The organism is Sphingomonas sp., from assembly GCF_035714405.1.
Classification (GTDB): Bacteria; Pseudomonadota; Alphaproteobacteria; order Sphingomonadales; family Sphingomonadaceae; genus Sphingomonas.
In genome coordinates this window covers 136289-150195 of record NZ_DASTMA010000011.1, presented here as the reverse complement: position 1 = coordinate 150195, position 13907 = coordinate 136289, and the positions used below count along the sequence as shown (strand labels likewise).

The following is a 13907-nucleotide window of genomic DNA, read 5'->3' as shown; positions in this document are numbered from 1 at the left end:
TAAGAGGCGGAGAGGCAGCCCCGATGGCCGAACATCTCGATGTAATTGTCGTGGGCGCTGGGATTTCCGGCATTGGTACCGGTTACCACCTCCAGACGCGCTGCCCTGATCGCAGCTATGCGATCCTGGAGGCGCGCGAGCAGATGGGCGGAACCTGGGACCTGTTCCGTTATCCGGGGATCCGGTCGGACTCCGACATGCATACGCTCGGCTTTTCCTTTCACCCCTGGACGCAGGCCAAGGCGATCGCCGACGGGCCCTCGATCAAGGCCTATGTCGAGGAGACGGCGCGGGCCTATGGCATCGACCGGCACATCCGCTTCGGGACACGGGTGCTGAGTGCGAATTGGTCGACGCCGGACGCGCGATGGACCGTCGACACCGACGGACCGGAGGGACGTAAGACCCTGACCTGCGGCTTTCTCGCCATGTGTTCGGGCTATTATAGCTACGAAAAAGCGCATGCACCCTCGTTCGCCGGAGCGGAGGCGTTCGCCGGCCGCATCGTCCACCCGCAGTTCTGGCCGCAGGATCTGGACTATACGGGCAAGAACGTCGTCGTGATCGGCTCCGGTGCGACGGCCGTGACGCTGGTGCCGGAGATGGCGAAGGATGCCGGGCAGGTGGTGATGCTGCAGCGTTCGCCGACCTATGTGGTTTCGCGACCTGCGGAGGACGCCTTTGCTAACTGGGTCAGGCGCAGGCTGCCGTCGAAGGCGGCATATGGTGTCACGCGCTGGAAGAATGTGCTGCTCGGCATGTTCTTCTACCGCATGACCCGAAAGAAGCCCGAGCAGACCAAGCAGCGGCTGCTGGGGATGGTGCGGGAGCATCTCGGCCCCGATTACGATATCGCGACGCACTTCACGCCGCGCTACAATCCGTGGGATCAGCGGCTTTGCCTGGTACCCGACGCCGACCTGTTCGCCGCCATCAAGCAGGGGCGGGCAGAGGTCGTGACCGACACCATCGACCGCTTCGTGCCGGAAGGCATCCGCCTCACCTCTGGTCGGACGATTCCTGCCGACGTGATCGTCACCGCGACAGGGCTGGAGCTGTCGCTGATGGGCGGCGTGCCCTTCACCGTCGACGGGGAGCCGGTGAACCTGGCGGACAAGCTGCAGTACAAGGGGATGATGTTCAGCGATGTACCGAACCTGGCGTTTACCTTCGGCTACACCAATGCAAGCTGGACGCTGAAGGCGGATCTGGTCGCCAAATATGTATGCCGGCTGCTCAACACCATGCGCAAGCGGGGCGTGCGGATCGCCACTCCGTATAACGATGATCCGGCCGTGACGACCGAAGCGTTCGTCGATTTCACGTCGGGATACATCCAGCGTGCAGCGGCCGCGCTGCCCAAGCAAGGGTCGAAGAAGCCTTGGAAGCTGAACCAGAATTACGCGCTCGACGTCATGGCAATGCGATTTGGCTCGGTCGACGACGCCATGCGATTTTCAAACCCGTCACTAACGAGCGTACGTCGTGTGGCGTGAAAACCTGACCGCTCCCTGTCGCGGCGCTGTCTAGAGGGGCGTCCTACAACGAAAAACCGCCGCGTTGCCGCGGCGGTAGATCGGCCAAGGCCGGGTAATAAAGTGTGCGCTCCTAGAGACTTAAAGTCTCAAGACCGAACCGGACCTGTTTACCAGGGCTTGATCGTCTCGCCGTGGAGCAGCTCCAGAAGGAACTCCAACATCGCTAGTCTCCCGTTTGCATCTCATTTTTAAGATGCCGAACACACTTAATCGAAGTTTAAGCTTAACGCAATGTTGCACAGCGGCATGAGGCCGGGGTTTAAGGGTATCTTCAAGACTGATGCCTAGGTGCAACACACCATGAGCATCGAAGGGCAGGATTGGCGCAGGGGATCGGACGCATACGCGCCGCCGATGCTCGATGCGCCACGCGCCGGACAGCGCGTCCATTTGGCATTGGTCGAGATCGCGCAATTCGCCGCGCTGCGTCGCATGGTCGGAGTGCAGCGCGCCGATTTGCTCGTGCTCGATGTCGCGGAGCGGATCGCGTCCGCCGTTTCCAAAGCACGAGTCGAAACGGTCGGTCGCAATCTGGTGGAGGTAAGCTTCACCACCCACAGCCCGGCGGATGTCGAGCCCGTGGTGGCGACGATCCATGCAGCGTTCGATCAGCCGGTTTGCATCGACGGCGAATTCCATTCGATAGGTGTCACCATCGGCGTGGCGGAAGGACCGGGCACCGAGTCGTGCGCCGTGCTCCTGGTCGAAGAAGCCGAAGCAGCCCTTATCAATGCGCGTCGTCGCGATCCGCATGGGAGCACGCAAGCGCCTGCTGGATCGTCGCCCGATGTTGCCCAGATCAGCCGGGAGCTCCAGGAGGCTGTCGGGCGAGACGAGCTGTTCGTGCAATATCAGCCCAAGCTTCATCTGCGCCGCCAACAGATCGTCAGCGTCGAGGCGCTGATCCGTTGGCTGCACCCGACCCGCGGGCTGGTCCTTCCAAATGATTTCATCCCGGTCGCTGAGCAGACCGGCGACATATCGGACATAACCCTGTGGACGATCAAGCGGGTGATCGCCGACCAGCGGGTCATGATCCGCAACGGTCACCCGATGCCTGTGTTCATCAACATGGCCGGTCAGCTCCTCTCCGATACGCCTTTCATCGACGAGGTGATCGCGCTGATCGAGAGTTCCGGCGCGCGATTGGGCGTCGAGATCACCGAAACGTCCGTAATCCGCGACCCACAGGGCGCGATCAAGCATTTGGAGCGGCTGGCCGCCATCGGCGTCGTGGTGACCATCGACGACTATGGCGCGGGCCTCTCCAGCCTCGCCTATCTCAAGCAGTTGCCGGCGAGCGAGCTGAAGATCGACAAACTGTTCGTCACTCAGCTCACCAGCTCGCATCGCGACCCGCTGATCGTCCGCTCGACGATCGATCTTGCCCATGCGCTCGAAATGGAAGTGGTCGCGGAGGGGGTCGAGACGGCCGCGTCGCTCGCGCTCTTGTCAGTCATGGGCTGTGACATGGTTCAGGGCTACCTAGTGAGTCGGCCGTTGGCACTGGAGGCGCTGTTGGCCTTCCTACGCGACGAGCGACATCTTGCTGTGGCAGGAGAGGCAAGGTCACCGCTAGAGAGGCTTGCGGCCGTGCGGGCGCGCGGCTGAACGTGCGCTGCTTGGCCCTTCTGGCCGCCGCCCTCTGCGCGTCGACGCCCGCCGCGTCCGTCGCTGCAGCGGGCAAGCAGGCTCAATTCGATCAGGTGATAGAGGTAGCGAAGCGCAACATGCTGCCCAATCCGGCGGGCACCGCGGCTGGCGCGCGGCGCGCCGAAGCCATGGCGCCGGAACTCGATGGTCGGCGGGCGCAAGGCATCGGCAAGGCTACAGCCTTGTGGCTGCAGGCAGAGGCGGCATTCCGACTGGATGATTTGCAACGGGCGGGGCCGTTGATAGCGCGTGCCTACGATGAGGTTCGTGCAACCTCTCCAGGCAGCAAACTCGAAGCCGAGGTCATGCTGACCCGAGGTAGCATCAATGGCAAGCGCGTCCAAGTCGGCGAAGCCCTAAGCGACTTTCAGGCTGCACATCGCCTTTTCAAGGCCAATCGTGACACTCGACGCGAAGCGATTGCCCTCATCTGTATCGCGAACCTGTATTTCGATGCATATGACTACAACTCCGCCCTCCGCTATTTAACCGAGGCCCTGGATGCGCACCGCGCTGATCCTGGGCTGGCCCAGGCCATTCTCAACACGCGCGGCGTGGCATTGCAGGAACTGAAGGATCACCCAAAAGCGGATGAGGCTTTTCGGCAGGCACTTCGCTACGCTCGGGAATTGAACAGTGTTGGCTCCGAGGCGATCATCCTTAGGAACATCGCTCGCAATCAGCTGACCGCTGGGCAAGTGAAAGCGGCGGAGGCCACACTGGCGGCAGCGAGGCGACTGTCAGCAAGCGACGGCGACACGCGTGCGCAACTCGATGCGTTGGCCGCTCAGCTTGCATTGCAGCGCGAGCTTCCAGCCGAAGCGGCCGGGCTGATCGACAGAGTCTTCGCGCAAGTGGACATTGGCACGACCGACATCCGCTTCCGCGATGCGCATCTCACGGCTGTGTCGGCTTACCGGGCACTCGGACGCGCCGATAAGGCGCTGGCGCACCTCCAGGCGCTCAAGGTGATCGACGACAAGGCCACCCGCCTGGCGACGGAAACCGGGACAGCGTTGCTGGCGGCTCGGTTCAATTCCGCCAATCAGGACGTCAAAATCGCGCGGCTGCGCGACGCAGAGCGGCTGCGCGTCGCGCGCGACGCACTGCAGCGGGCCGAGACCGAACGCACCTTGTTCCTCATCGCGGGTGGCGCGACCGCGGTGATCATCGCCTTGCTGGGCTTCGGTCTGGTCACCATACGCCGCAGCCGGGACCAGGTGCGGGCCGTGAATTCTGACCTGGAAGTCACCAACAGCGCGCTCGGCAAGGCGCTAGCGGCGAAAACCGAGTTCCTGGCGACCACCAGCCACGAAATCCGGACGCCGCTGAACGGCATCCTCGGCATGACCCAGGTGATGCTTGCCGATGTCAACCTGGCCAACGCCACGCGTGACCGGCTGACCGTCGTCCATGGCGCCGGCATGACCATGCGCGCGCTCGTCGACGATATCCTCGACGTCGCCAAGATGGAGACGGGCAATCTCGGGCTCGACTGTGCGCCGTTCGACCTGCCGGCATGCCTGACCGGCGCAACGGCGATCTGGTCGGAGCAGGCGCGCGACAAGGGCCTGGCGTTCAGCATCGATCTTTCCCGCTGTCCCGGCCAGGTGGAAGGTGACGCCGCGCGGGTTCGCCAGATCGTCTTCAACCTCCTCTCCAATGCGGTAAAGTTCACCGCCGGGGGCAGCGTTTCATTAACCGCCGAGGCTGAAGGCGAGCGTGTGCGAATCGCGGTTACCGACACCGGAATCGGCATCGCTGCGGACAAGCAGGCGGAGGTGTTTGAGTCCTTCCGTCAAGCGGATACCAGCACCACTCGCCGATTCGGGGGCACCGGCCTCGGGCTTTCGATCTGCCGCAATCTCGCGCACGCAATGGGTGGCGAGATCATGGTGCGAAGCGTCGAGGGCGAAGGCTCCACTTTCGCGGTTCATCTCCCGTTGCGAACCGTCTTCGAAGAGGCAGCTCCCGGTCCCGCCGCCCGGTGCCAGACGCTGCTCGTCGTCGACCGCAATCCCATAACTCGCGCCATGTTCCGCGCGCTCTTCGCTCCCCATGTCGACGCATCTGTCTTCGCTGCTACCACCGATGAGGCGATCGAGCAGCTGGGCGATCATGTTTGTCAGGTGCTGGTCGACGATGCCACCGCCCGAGCGAGCGGCGATACCTCCGAGTTCCTCACCCGCCTGGTCGCCGCAGCCGGCGAGACGCCTGTCGCCCTGTTGTGGCCGGTGACGGCGGAGTCGGAGCGCGACGAGCTGCTCGCGCTCGGATTGTCACAAGTGATCGCTAAGCCGGTGGCCGGGGCGACGCTCGTGCAAGCCGTGTTCCCGAATGAAAGTCACTTCGATAACTCACAGCCACTTGTTTCGCAGGCGGCATGAGTAGATAAAAGTTCTGCAATGATCGCATCGTCAAGGGGCCACTCTCTCGCACTGTCGACCCGGTGAAGGTCCTCTTCATCGAGGATGATCCCATGAACCGGCGGGTGGTCGGGGACATGCTGAGCGTGGCGGGTGCCACGATGACCGAGGCGGAGGACGGCGCAAGCGGTCTGCGGGTGCTCGACCATGAGGATTTTCAGATCGTCCTAGTCGACCTGCGAATGCCCGGCATGGATGGCGTGGAAGTGATCACCCGCATCCGCAGCCGCGCGGATGCCAAGGCCCGGATCCCGATCATCGTCGTGACTGCCGACACCGCCGCCGACCTGCGCGATCGGTGTCTTGCGGCGGGTGCGGACGAGGTGCTGTTCAAGCCGGTGGCGATGGATGCGCTGTTCGACGCCATGGGCCGCATCCTCGCGCGCGACGCCGAGGGTGGCGGGATGATCGCCTAACGCGACCCGAGCGCTCTCGCCAGACTGGCGGCGCCGCTGCCGCGACGGGCAGGTTTGGGCTGCGAAGGGTCGGGTGCCCAGCCCGTGCAGTAGATAATGTTGAAGCGCTCCATCGTGCGGCCGTCCGGCGTGGCTGCGGCGGTAAAAGCCTCGGCCGCCGCCGCCAGCGCGGTGCGGGTGGCCGGGGTGCGGGTAAGCAGCATGTTGCCCCCCGCCATGTCCCGCAAATCCGTCACCAACGTGCCGAGATCGCGATAGGTGACGTTCAGCGTCTCGACATCGGCGACCGGGAGCGCGAACCCTGCGCGGACCAGCAGATCGCCGGCCGCGCGGACGTCGACCTGAGGATGGAACCGCGCCGCCGGCCGTTGCGCCTCCGCCGCGCGCCACGCCTCGCGCAGTGCGGGGAGGCTGCCGGCACCCGCGAACGCCCCCAGGAATAGGCCGTCCGGGCGCAGCACCCGACGGATCAGCGTCAGCGCGCCGGGTAGATCGTCTACTTGATCGAGCACGCCCGCGCTGACCACGAGGTCGAAGCTGCCGTCGGCAAAGGGCAAGCGATCCTCGTCTCCCTGGACGCCACCGGCTGCACGCGCGAAGCGATAGCCGGGATCAAGGCGCGCGATCCTGGCGCCGGGCAGTCGGAAGGCGCCGTCGAAACAGCCGAGGTCCAGGACCTCGGCAAAGTCTCTCGTCACTGACGACAACCGTTCGCCGATGCCGTCCAGCATTACCGCGCGGAGGAAGTCGCGTTCCCCGAAGCGGTCTGTCGCCCGGTCGCGGCGAAGGCGGCGGGCGGCGCGATCGAAGATGGCGGGTGGCGTCACCGCCCGGCTTGTGCGCCCGCCCGGCACGGGTGACAAGCATGGCGATGCATTCCGCGCTTCGCCTGCTCGCCGACTTCGCGCTGCCGCCGCGCTGCTCCGGCTGCGGCACACCAGTCGGCAACGATGGGCAATTTTGCGCCGATTGCTGGGGTTCATTGCGCTTCATCGGACCGCCCTGGTGCGCCGGCTGTCACTTGCCCTTCGACTATGATCTCGGAGCCGGCGCGCGCTGCGACGCGTGCCTGGCGCGACCGCCCCGGCGTGCAGGCGTGAGCGCGGCGGTCGCCTACGGCCCGGTCGCGCGCCGGTTGGCGTTGAAGCTGAAATATGGCGGGCGGATGGGGGCGGCGGACACGATGGCGGCGCTCATGCAGCGGCACCTCCCTTCCGACGCAGAGCTGCTGGTGCCCGTCCCATTGCATCGATGGCGGCTGTGGCAGCGCGGGTACAACCAGGCGGCGCTGATCGCGGCGGCGCTGGCCAGAGCGGGCGGGGTGCGCTGTCCGCCCGAGGTGATGGTGCGGATACGACGAACACCAGTATTGAAGGCCCTGAACGGGCGGGAGCGGGCGCGGGCGGTGCGCGGCGCCTTCGCGGTCACGCGCGCCGGGCGGGACCGAATCTGCGGCAGGCATGTGGTTCTGGTCGATGACGTCTTCACCAGCGGCGCAACGGTGGATGCCTGCGCGGCGGCGCTGCTCGATGCAGGCGCCGCGCGGGTATCGGTGCTCTGTTGGGCGCGGGTGCTCGATGGCAACGATTGACAAGGCGGCGACCCGCCCACACTTCAAGGGCATGGCCAAGGTCGAGATCTACACCAAAGCATTCTGCCCCTATTGCGCGCGCGCGATGCGGCTGTTGGAAAGCAAAGGTGTCCGGCCGGAGGAACACGACATCAGCTTCGGCGGGCCGCAGCGGCAGGAGATGATTCAGCGCGCGAGCGGGCGCACCACGGTGCCGCAGGTGTTCATCGACGGCCGGCACATCGGCGGTTCTGACGATCTTGCCGCGCTCGACCGCCAGGGAGGCCTCGACCCGCTGCTCGCCGCATGAAAGCGGCGCTGCTGCAGATGACTAGCGGCATCGACCCGGACGCCAACGCGCGGGTATTGAGCGACGCCGTCAGGGCAGCGGCGGGGCAGGGGGCGGTGATGCTGTTTACGCCTGAGATGTCGGGGCTGCTCGACCGCGACCGCGCGCGGGCGGCACGGTCCATCGTCGCCGAGGCAGATGACCGGGTGCTCGCCGCCGTGCGCGAGGCGGCGTCGACCGCCGGGATCTGGGTCCACCTCGGTTCCTTGGCGGTGCGCGAGGGCGAGCGGCTGGCCAACCGCGGCTTCGTGATCGACGGGACGGGCGCGGTGCGGGCGCGGTACGACAAGCTGCACCTGTTCGACGTCGATCTGCCTACCGGCGAGAGCTGGCGGGAGTCGGCCTCGTACCGCGCCGGCGAGACGGCGGTCGTGGTAGAGACGCCGATCGGCAAGCTTGGGCTGTCGATCTGTTACGATCTGCGCTTTCCGGACCTGTATCGGGCGCTCAGCGACGCAGGGGCGGAGGTGCTCGCGGTGCCGGCGGCGTTCACGCGGCCGACCGGGGCGGCGCACTGGCATGTGCTGCTGCGTGCGCGTGCGATCGAGGCCGGGTGCTTCGTTCTGGCGGCAGCGCAGGCGGGCAAGCATGAGGACGGGCGCGCAACTTATGCGCACGGGCTGGCCGTTGACCCTTGGGGCGAGGTGCTGCTCGATATGGGTGAGGCTGCGGGGCTTGGACTCGTCGAGCTGGACCCGGCACTGCTTGCCGAGGTGCGCGGGCGGGTGCCCGCGCTGCGCCACCGACGGCCGATTCCTGCGGTGACTCGGGCGTGATCGTCTTTGATCTCCGCTGTGGTGCCGGGCACGTCTTCGAGGCTTGGTTCGCGAAGGGCTCGGCTTATGACGAGCAGCGCGCAGCGGGGCAGATCGCCTGCCCGCTGTGCGGCGACGGCGTCATTGAGAAAGCGGCGATGGCCCCGGCGGTTCCGACGAAGGGCAATGCCGGGCCGCCACCCGCCGCCGTGAAGGCGTTCATCGCCGAACTCGCCGCCAAGCAGGCAAAGGCCCTGGAGACCTCCACTTGGGTCGGCAGCGCCTTCCCCGCCAAGGCACGCGCGATGCATGCCGGGGACGAAGCGCATGCGACGATCCACGGTCAGGCGACCCTGGCGGAGGCGAGAGCACTGGCTGACGAAGGAGTGCCGGTCGCGGCCTTGCCGCTGCCGGTAGCGCCGCCCGAGGCGAAGAATTGAAGCAAGGTTTCCGGGTGTACGCGGCTCAGGCCATCAATCTTAGCGGAGCCGGCTCGTCGCCTCGGGCGCGAGGTAGGACATCGCCAGGAACAGCAGAAAGGCGCCAAGCCCCATCCCGTATAATGCCGGAACCAGTCGAAGCGCCACTCGCGCGCTGTTCATGGGAGGCTTGATGCCCTGGCAGAGCTGCACGATGTCCGTCTTGCCCTGGGAGCGCGAGCACACCGGAGATCGCGACCGGCAGCGCAGCGACGCCCATCTGCCATGCAGCGATTCGTGCACCGAAGACAGCCTCGCCCAGGGTCAGGATACCGCCCAAGGTCTAAGCTGACCGAAACCATGCTCTTGAAATAATCGTAGGCGAGCGCCGGTTCGAGCAGCCCTGTGCGCGATGTTGCATCGTCCGCTCCGGCAGGCAGGTCTGGGCTCCGCAAAGACGGCGGTCCGTCGCTCATGGCGTCAACTCCTAGGCAACGGTTGAGCTCTGCGAGGCTTGTTCGAGAGGATGGGGAGCTTCATCCGCGCTCTCGCCGACGATGCGGATTACGCGTTAAACTATCCGCAGGCGCTTGGTGACCCCGGCGCGATTCGAACGCGCGGCCCCCGGATTAGGAATCCGATGCTCTATCCTGCTGAGCTACGGGGTCACTCGACCGGAGCCCTAAGCGGCCACGGAGGGGCCGGTCAATCGGGCGACGCCACGATCGACCGGCCGCCGCGTCAGGCCTTTACATGCGCGGCGATGTGCTTGTTCATTTCGAACATCGAGCACTTGTCCTTGCCGAACACCTTCTTCAGCTTGTCGTCCGCCAGGATTTCGCGCTTGTTCTCAGGGTTCTGCAGGTTGTTGGACTTGATATAGTCCCACATCTTGCTGATCACCTGGCTGCGCGGCAGCTTGTCGTTGCCGACCACCGCGCCCAATTCGGCGCTGGGCTGCACGGGGGCGTGGATGCCGGTGCCGCTATTGGTCTGCTTGGTGGCCGCCTTCTTGGCGCCGGTTGCCTGCTTGGCAGTGGCCATGAGGTTCTCCTGTTAAGCCCCGACGCGTTACCCCGCGGCGGGAATCACGCCTTCTTGAGCGCAGTCGCCTTGTGCGCCGCCTCGCCGCCATTGTCACTCTTTACGATGTACTGCGGATCTTCGGGGCTAGCGCGGACCTGATGACCCTTGATCTTGGTGTCACTGGTCTGCTTCTTTTCGACGACACCGTGCGCGGTGCCCCCGTGCGACTTCCAGCTGACGTGGTCGCCCCTTTTCAGATTGTCGGACATGCGAATGCTCCTGTTTCAGCGCGGGAAGAAGCGCGCAGGAGCGGGCATGGTTGCGCGGGCGCAGGCCTAAGTCGTTCCGGCGTAACCTAGATCGATCTTCGCCGGGCTGGGCGTCACGCCGTCAGACGAGGACGGCTGCGCCGCCCTCGCTGCCCGCCGTGACGAGTCCTGCCCTTGCTTGCGCAAGGACAGGCCGTCCGCACCTAGAACTTGAAGCCTGCCGCGACGCCATACCGCCGCGGCTCGAGAGTGAAGACGTTGGTGAACAGGCCGGTAGACGCATCGGTGACGTACTGGCCGGTGATCGCGTCGTTGCCTGTCAAATTCTGAACGAAGCCGCGCAGGAAGTAGCGGTCGTCGGGTGCGTTCAACTGGACGGAGATGTTGACCACCTCATAACCCTTGATGCGGTCGATGTTGCGGTTGAACGAGCGCGAGAAATACTCGCCGGTGTAGTTGAGATCGGCGCGCGTCACGAGGTTGAACTCGCCGATCGGGAGCGTGTGCTGGAAACCGACGGTGAACTTGTACATCGGCGCGTTTGGCAGTTGGTTGCCGGTAAGGTCGACCGGGATGCCGTCCGGCAACCCGGTGGCGACGCCGGCCGCGTTGGTGTTGAACGCGAATGGCAGCGCACCCGTCGGGACACCGAACGCGGCGCGCAGCCCCTGCTGTAGCGGGAACAACGCGTTGGTCGCGGGCACCTGGCCGGCGGCGAGGCTGGCCAGCGTCGAGCAGATTGAGATCGCGCCGGTGGTGTTCGTGCCGGCGACCGCGCGCGTACCGGCGAGACCCAGTGCACCGTTGACCACGTTAACGAAGGTGTTGGCCGCCGCGGCGCTGCCCTGGGTCGAACGCAGCACGCAGTTCGACGCGTTGGTCAGATCCTTGATGATCACCGTGTCGGAACGCCCGCCCGACGGATCGCGCGTATCGACCAGGCTGAAGTCCTTGATCTTAGACTTGAGATAGCTCGCCGACAGGTTGACCAGGAAATTGCGGTCCGGCCGGATCACCGCTTCGATTTCGGCGCCATAGATGTCCGCATTGGTATTATCGTTGAACGAGGTGCGATTGAGGATGCGGCTGAGCTGCAGGTCCTTGTAGCGGTAGTAAAAGGCGCTCGCATTCAAGCGCAGCTGGCCGTTCATGAAGGTGTTCTTCGAGCCCACCTCGAATGCGTCGACGCTCTCGGGGCGGAAGGTGGTCGGCGCGGTGAAAAGCGTCTGGTCGAAGGGCGGGTTGATGCCGCCCGATTTGTAGCCGCGCGAGTAGGACGCATACAGGAGCGAATCGCGCGCGAGCTTGAAGTCGATCACCGCGCGCCCGGTCAGCCGCCCGAACTCGACCTCCGCCTCGCGGAAGATCTGAAAGCCCGGCGTACCGGCGTCGGCGTCGAAGCCCACACCCGGAACATTGGCGGCGACCTGCGATGCGAAGGCGTTGGTCGCGTTGTACGGGATGAGGATGCTGACGAGCGGGTTGCGGTCGCGCACGAACTTCTCGTCGCGGCTGTAGCGCAAGCCCAGCGTCAGCTTCAGCGCATCGTTGAACTGGAAATACGTCTCGCCGAAGACACCATAGGACTTCAGCCGATAGCGATCGGTCTCGCTGTTGAAATAAGCAGGGCCGCGAAACACCGATCCGGGGGGGGCGCCCACCGCCGTTCCTTGCGCGAGACCGATAATCGCCGCGCCATAGCCACCCTCGGAATTGACGACGTAATAGTCGCCTTCGGTAGAGCCGCGCAGATAAATGCCGCCGAGCAGGAAGTTGAAGGGCCCGTCGAAATTCGAGTTGATCTTGACCTCGCCCGAATATCCCTCACTCTTCGATCGTGAACGATCGTAATTGTAGCCGTAGGAATAGCAGCCGACATTCTGGCCGTTGAAGGGCGTGACGTAATTGCGGTCGGTTCCTGCGGCGCAGAGGTTGCCGCTGGCGTCGAACAGCGCGTTGCGCGCCGCGGTCAGCCCGAGCGCCGGGGCAGTGGCACGGAAGGCGCCGATGCCGGCATTGCCGATGATCGAGTTCGGCACGTTCTGGAAGTATCCCGTCGTGCTGTCGACGCGCGATCGGTTGTAGCCGCCGATCAGCGATACCGCGAAGCTATCGAAATCCTGGTCGATCCGCAGCTGGCCGTTGATCTCGTCGGCGAAATAGGTCGGATTGATCGACGAATTGACGGTGCGCAGGCCGGTGGGATTGACGAAGTTGCTGAATGCGTCCGCATTGAAGTTGTTAATCGATCGGATGCCGAACGGCGCCAGCGTCGGGCTCAGTGCGGTGCGGAAGAACTCGGTGGAGGTGAGCAGCGACGCGAAGGTCGCGTTGGCGTTGACCGTGTCATTGTCCAGGCGATCGGGCGAGCAGCCGAGCACCGCCGAGGCATCGCGGTTGCAGAGCTGTTTCTGAATGCGCGAGCGGTTATCCTTTTCATGGAAATAGGCGCCGACGAGGTCGATAGTCGTGCTGCTCGACGGCTGCCAGCGCAGCGAGCCGCGGACCTGATAGAGGTCGCGTCCGTCGATCCGCGAGCCGTCGAAAACATTGCGGGTGTAGCCGTCGCGATTCAGATACTGGCCTGCGAACCGTACGCCCAGCGTATCGCCGAGCGGAAGGTTGACCATCCCCTGGACCTTCTTGGAATCATAGTTGCCGTACTCCGCCGACAGCGACGCACGGACGCCGGACAGATCGGGGCGGGCGGTAATGATGTTGACCACGCCCGACGTCGCGTTGCGGCCGAACAGCGTACCCTGCGGCCCGCGCAGAACCTCGATCCGCTCCAGATCGAAGAACTCGTTCTCGAACAGGCGAGTGCCGGGGACGGGCACGTCGTTGAGGTGGATGCCGGTGGCGGCGTCGCACGAAAAGCCGGTGCACAGATCGCCGATGCCGCGGATGGTGAACGAGGCCGATGTGAAGTTGGTCTTGGTAAAGGTTACGTTGGGCAAAGAGGTCTGCAGGTCGAGCGAGTTCTTGATCTGCTGCGTCTCGAGCGCGGCGCCGGTAAAGGCGCTGACCGAGATCGGCACGTCCTGCAGCCGCTCCGACGTGCGCTGCGCGGTGACGACGATGTCGTCGGCGAAGCCAGTCCCCTGGTCCGCAGCGGTGGAGGTCCCGCCCGCGGTCTGATCGGTCGGAGTCTGCGCCTGACCCGTCGCGCTGGTCGCGCGCAGGTCGGTCGCGCCGGTGCCGCTCTTGGCGTCCTGAGCCCAAGCCGAAGCCGGAGTAAGCAAGACAGCGGTGCATGCGAGCAGCTGGAACTTCGTCATGGGCTTCCTCTCCTGAACACGCGCCGAACCTTGCTGCCGGCTACGCGTTTCGACTTTACGTCACGGTCAGGTAGACCCGCGCGAAAACACGCGTCAATCGTAATTTCCCTAGGCAAAGTGCCTGACCGGAGCGATGTTGCCCGAATGAAACAGTTGCAGATTCGAACCTTTGGCATGATCGGCGGTTGCCGTAGCGGCAGGGGGTCGG

At 64.9% G+C, this 13907-nt stretch carries 13 protein-coding genes and 1 tRNA gene; 8 read left to right on the top strand and 6 right to left on the bottom strand.

What is annotated here, in order from left to right; genetic code table 11:
• Positions 1–23: 23 nt before the first annotated feature.
• The 4 genes from VFQ64_RS03890 to VFQ64_RS03875 all read left to right on the top strand — a co-directional run bounded on the left by VFQ64_RS03890 (position 24) and on the right by VFQ64_RS03875 (position 6033).
• Complete coding sequence (locus tag VFQ64_RS03890) at positions 24–1496, top strand: NAD(P)/FAD-dependent oxidoreductase (protein ID WP_325101981.1); 1473 nt, start codon at positions 24–26, stop codon at positions 1494–1496.
• A 396-nt stretch (positions 1497–1892) separates the two neighbouring features.
• On the top strand, positions 1893–3149 hold the full coding sequence (locus tag VFQ64_RS03885; protein ID WP_325101980.1) for a GGDEF domain-containing phosphodiesterase: 1257 nt from the start codon (positions 1893–1895) through the stop codon (positions 3147–3149).
• Between the two features lie 11 nt (positions 3150–3160).
• A complete protein-coding gene (locus VFQ64_RS03880; RefSeq protein ID WP_325101979.1) occupies positions 3161–5578 on the top strand; it encodes an ATP-binding protein in 2418 nt (805 codons plus the stop codon).
• 62 nt (positions 5579–5640) lie between these two features.
• Positions 5641–6033 carry a response regulator gene (locus VFQ64_RS03875; RefSeq protein ID WP_325101978.1) on the top strand — a complete coding sequence of 131 codons (393 nt, stop codon included), beginning with the start codon at positions 5641–5643 and terminating at the stop codon, positions 6031–6033.
• Here the strand turns inward: VFQ64_RS03875 and VFQ64_RS03870 are convergent.
• Positions 6030–6860, bottom strand: coding sequence for a methyltransferase domain-containing protein (locus VFQ64_RS03870; RefSeq protein WP_325101977.1), 831 nt, complete (start codon positions 6858–6860; stop codon positions 6030–6032). The genes VFQ64_RS03875 and VFQ64_RS03870 overlap by 4 nt on opposite strands.
• A 38-nt stretch (positions 6861–6898) precedes the next feature.
• On the opposite strand from VFQ64_RS03870, the gene VFQ64_RS03865 reads away from it, so the two are divergent.
• The 4 genes from VFQ64_RS03865 to VFQ64_RS03850 are packed head-to-tail and all read left to right on the top strand — an operon-like array spanning position 6899 to position 9147.
• Complete coding sequence (locus VFQ64_RS03865) at positions 6899–7624, top strand: ComF family protein (protein ID WP_325101976.1); 726 nt, start codon at positions 6899–6901, stop codon at positions 7622–7624.
• A gap of 31 nt (positions 7625–7655) precedes the next feature.
• A complete protein-coding gene (gene grxC, locus VFQ64_RS03860) occupies positions 7656–7913 on the top strand; it encodes a glutaredoxin 3 (protein WP_325101975.1) in 258 nt (85 codons plus the stop codon).
• Positions 7910–8728: a carbon-nitrogen hydrolase family protein gene (locus VFQ64_RS03855; protein WP_325101974.1), complete on the top strand. Its 819-nt coding sequence runs from the start codon at positions 7910–7912 to the stop codon at positions 8726–8728. Before grxC ends, VFQ64_RS03855 begins: the two co-directional genes overlap by 4 nt.
• Positions 8725–9147, top strand: a complete 423-nt coding sequence (locus VFQ64_RS03850; protein ID WP_325101973.1) for a DUF1178 family protein — start codon at positions 8725–8727, stop codon at positions 9145–9147. The genes VFQ64_RS03855 and VFQ64_RS03850 overlap by 4 nt, the downstream gene beginning before the upstream one ends.
• 39 nt (positions 9148–9186) lie before the next feature.
• On the opposite strand, the gene VFQ64_RS03845 is transcribed toward VFQ64_RS03850, so the two are convergent.
• The 5 genes from VFQ64_RS03845 to VFQ64_RS03825 all read right to left on the bottom strand — a co-directional run bounded on the left by VFQ64_RS03845 (position 9187) and on the right by VFQ64_RS03825 (position 13699).
• A complete protein-coding gene (locus tag VFQ64_RS03845) occupies positions 9187–9309 on the bottom strand; it encodes a hypothetical protein (protein ID WP_325101972.1) in 123 nt (40 codons plus the stop codon).
• Positions 9310–9717: 408 nt separating this feature from the next.
• Positions 9718–9794 (bottom strand) — tRNA-Arg (locus VFQ64_RS03840).
• A 73-nt stretch (positions 9795–9867) separates the two neighbouring features.
• Positions 9868–10170: an SWIB/MDM2 domain-containing protein gene (locus VFQ64_RS03835; RefSeq protein ID WP_325101971.1), complete on the bottom strand. Its 303-nt coding sequence runs from the start codon at positions 10168–10170 to the stop codon at positions 9868–9870.
• A 44-nt stretch (positions 10171–10214) separates the two neighbouring features.
• Complete coding sequence (locus tag VFQ64_RS03830) at positions 10215–10421, bottom strand: DUF2945 domain-containing protein (RefSeq protein WP_325101970.1); 207 nt, start codon at positions 10419–10421, stop codon at positions 10215–10217.
• A gap of 203 nt (positions 10422–10624) precedes the next feature.
• Complete coding sequence (locus tag VFQ64_RS03825; protein WP_325101969.1) at positions 10625–13699, bottom strand: TonB-dependent receptor; 3075 nt, start codon at positions 13697–13699, stop codon at positions 10625–10627.
• Between the last annotated feature and the right edge of the window lie 208 nt (positions 13700–13907).

Bases quoted from the DNA above. Each gene is read 5' to 3' on its own strand.
- VFQ64_RS03830 (WP_325101970.1), bottom strand. From the start codon at position 10,421: ATGTCCGACAATCTGAAAAGGGGCGACCACGTCAGCTGGAAGTCGCAC.
- grxC (WP_325101975.1), top strand. From the start codon at position 7,656: ATGGCCAAGGTCGAGATCTACACCAAAGCATTCTGCCCCTATTGCGCG.
- VFQ64_RS03890 (WP_325101981.1), top strand. From the start codon at position 24: ATGGCCGAACATCTCGATGTAATTGTCGTGGGCGCTGGGATTTCCGGC.
- VFQ64_RS03855 (WP_325101974.1), top strand. From the start codon at position 7,910: ATGAAAGCGGCGCTGCTGCAGATGACTAGCGGCATCGACCCGGACGCC.
- VFQ64_RS03835 (WP_325101971.1), bottom strand. From the start codon at position 10,170: ATGGCCACTGCCAAGCAGGCAACCGGCGCCAAGAAGGCGGCCACCAAG.
- VFQ64_RS03865 (WP_325101976.1), top strand. From the start codon at position 6,899: ATGGCGATGCATTCCGCGCTTCGCCTGCTCGCCGACTTCGCGCTGCCG.
- VFQ64_RS03845 (WP_325101972.1), bottom strand. From the start codon at position 9,309: ATGAACAGCGCGCGAGTGGCGCTTCGACTGGTTCCGGCATTATACGGG.
- VFQ64_RS03885 (WP_325101980.1), top strand. From the start codon at position 1,893: ATGCTCGATGCGCCACGCGCCGGACAGCGCGTCCATTTGGCATTGGTC.
- VFQ64_RS03825 (WP_325101969.1), bottom strand. From the start codon at position 13,699: ATGACGAAGTTCCAGCTGCTCGCATGCACCGCTGTCTTGCTTACTCCG.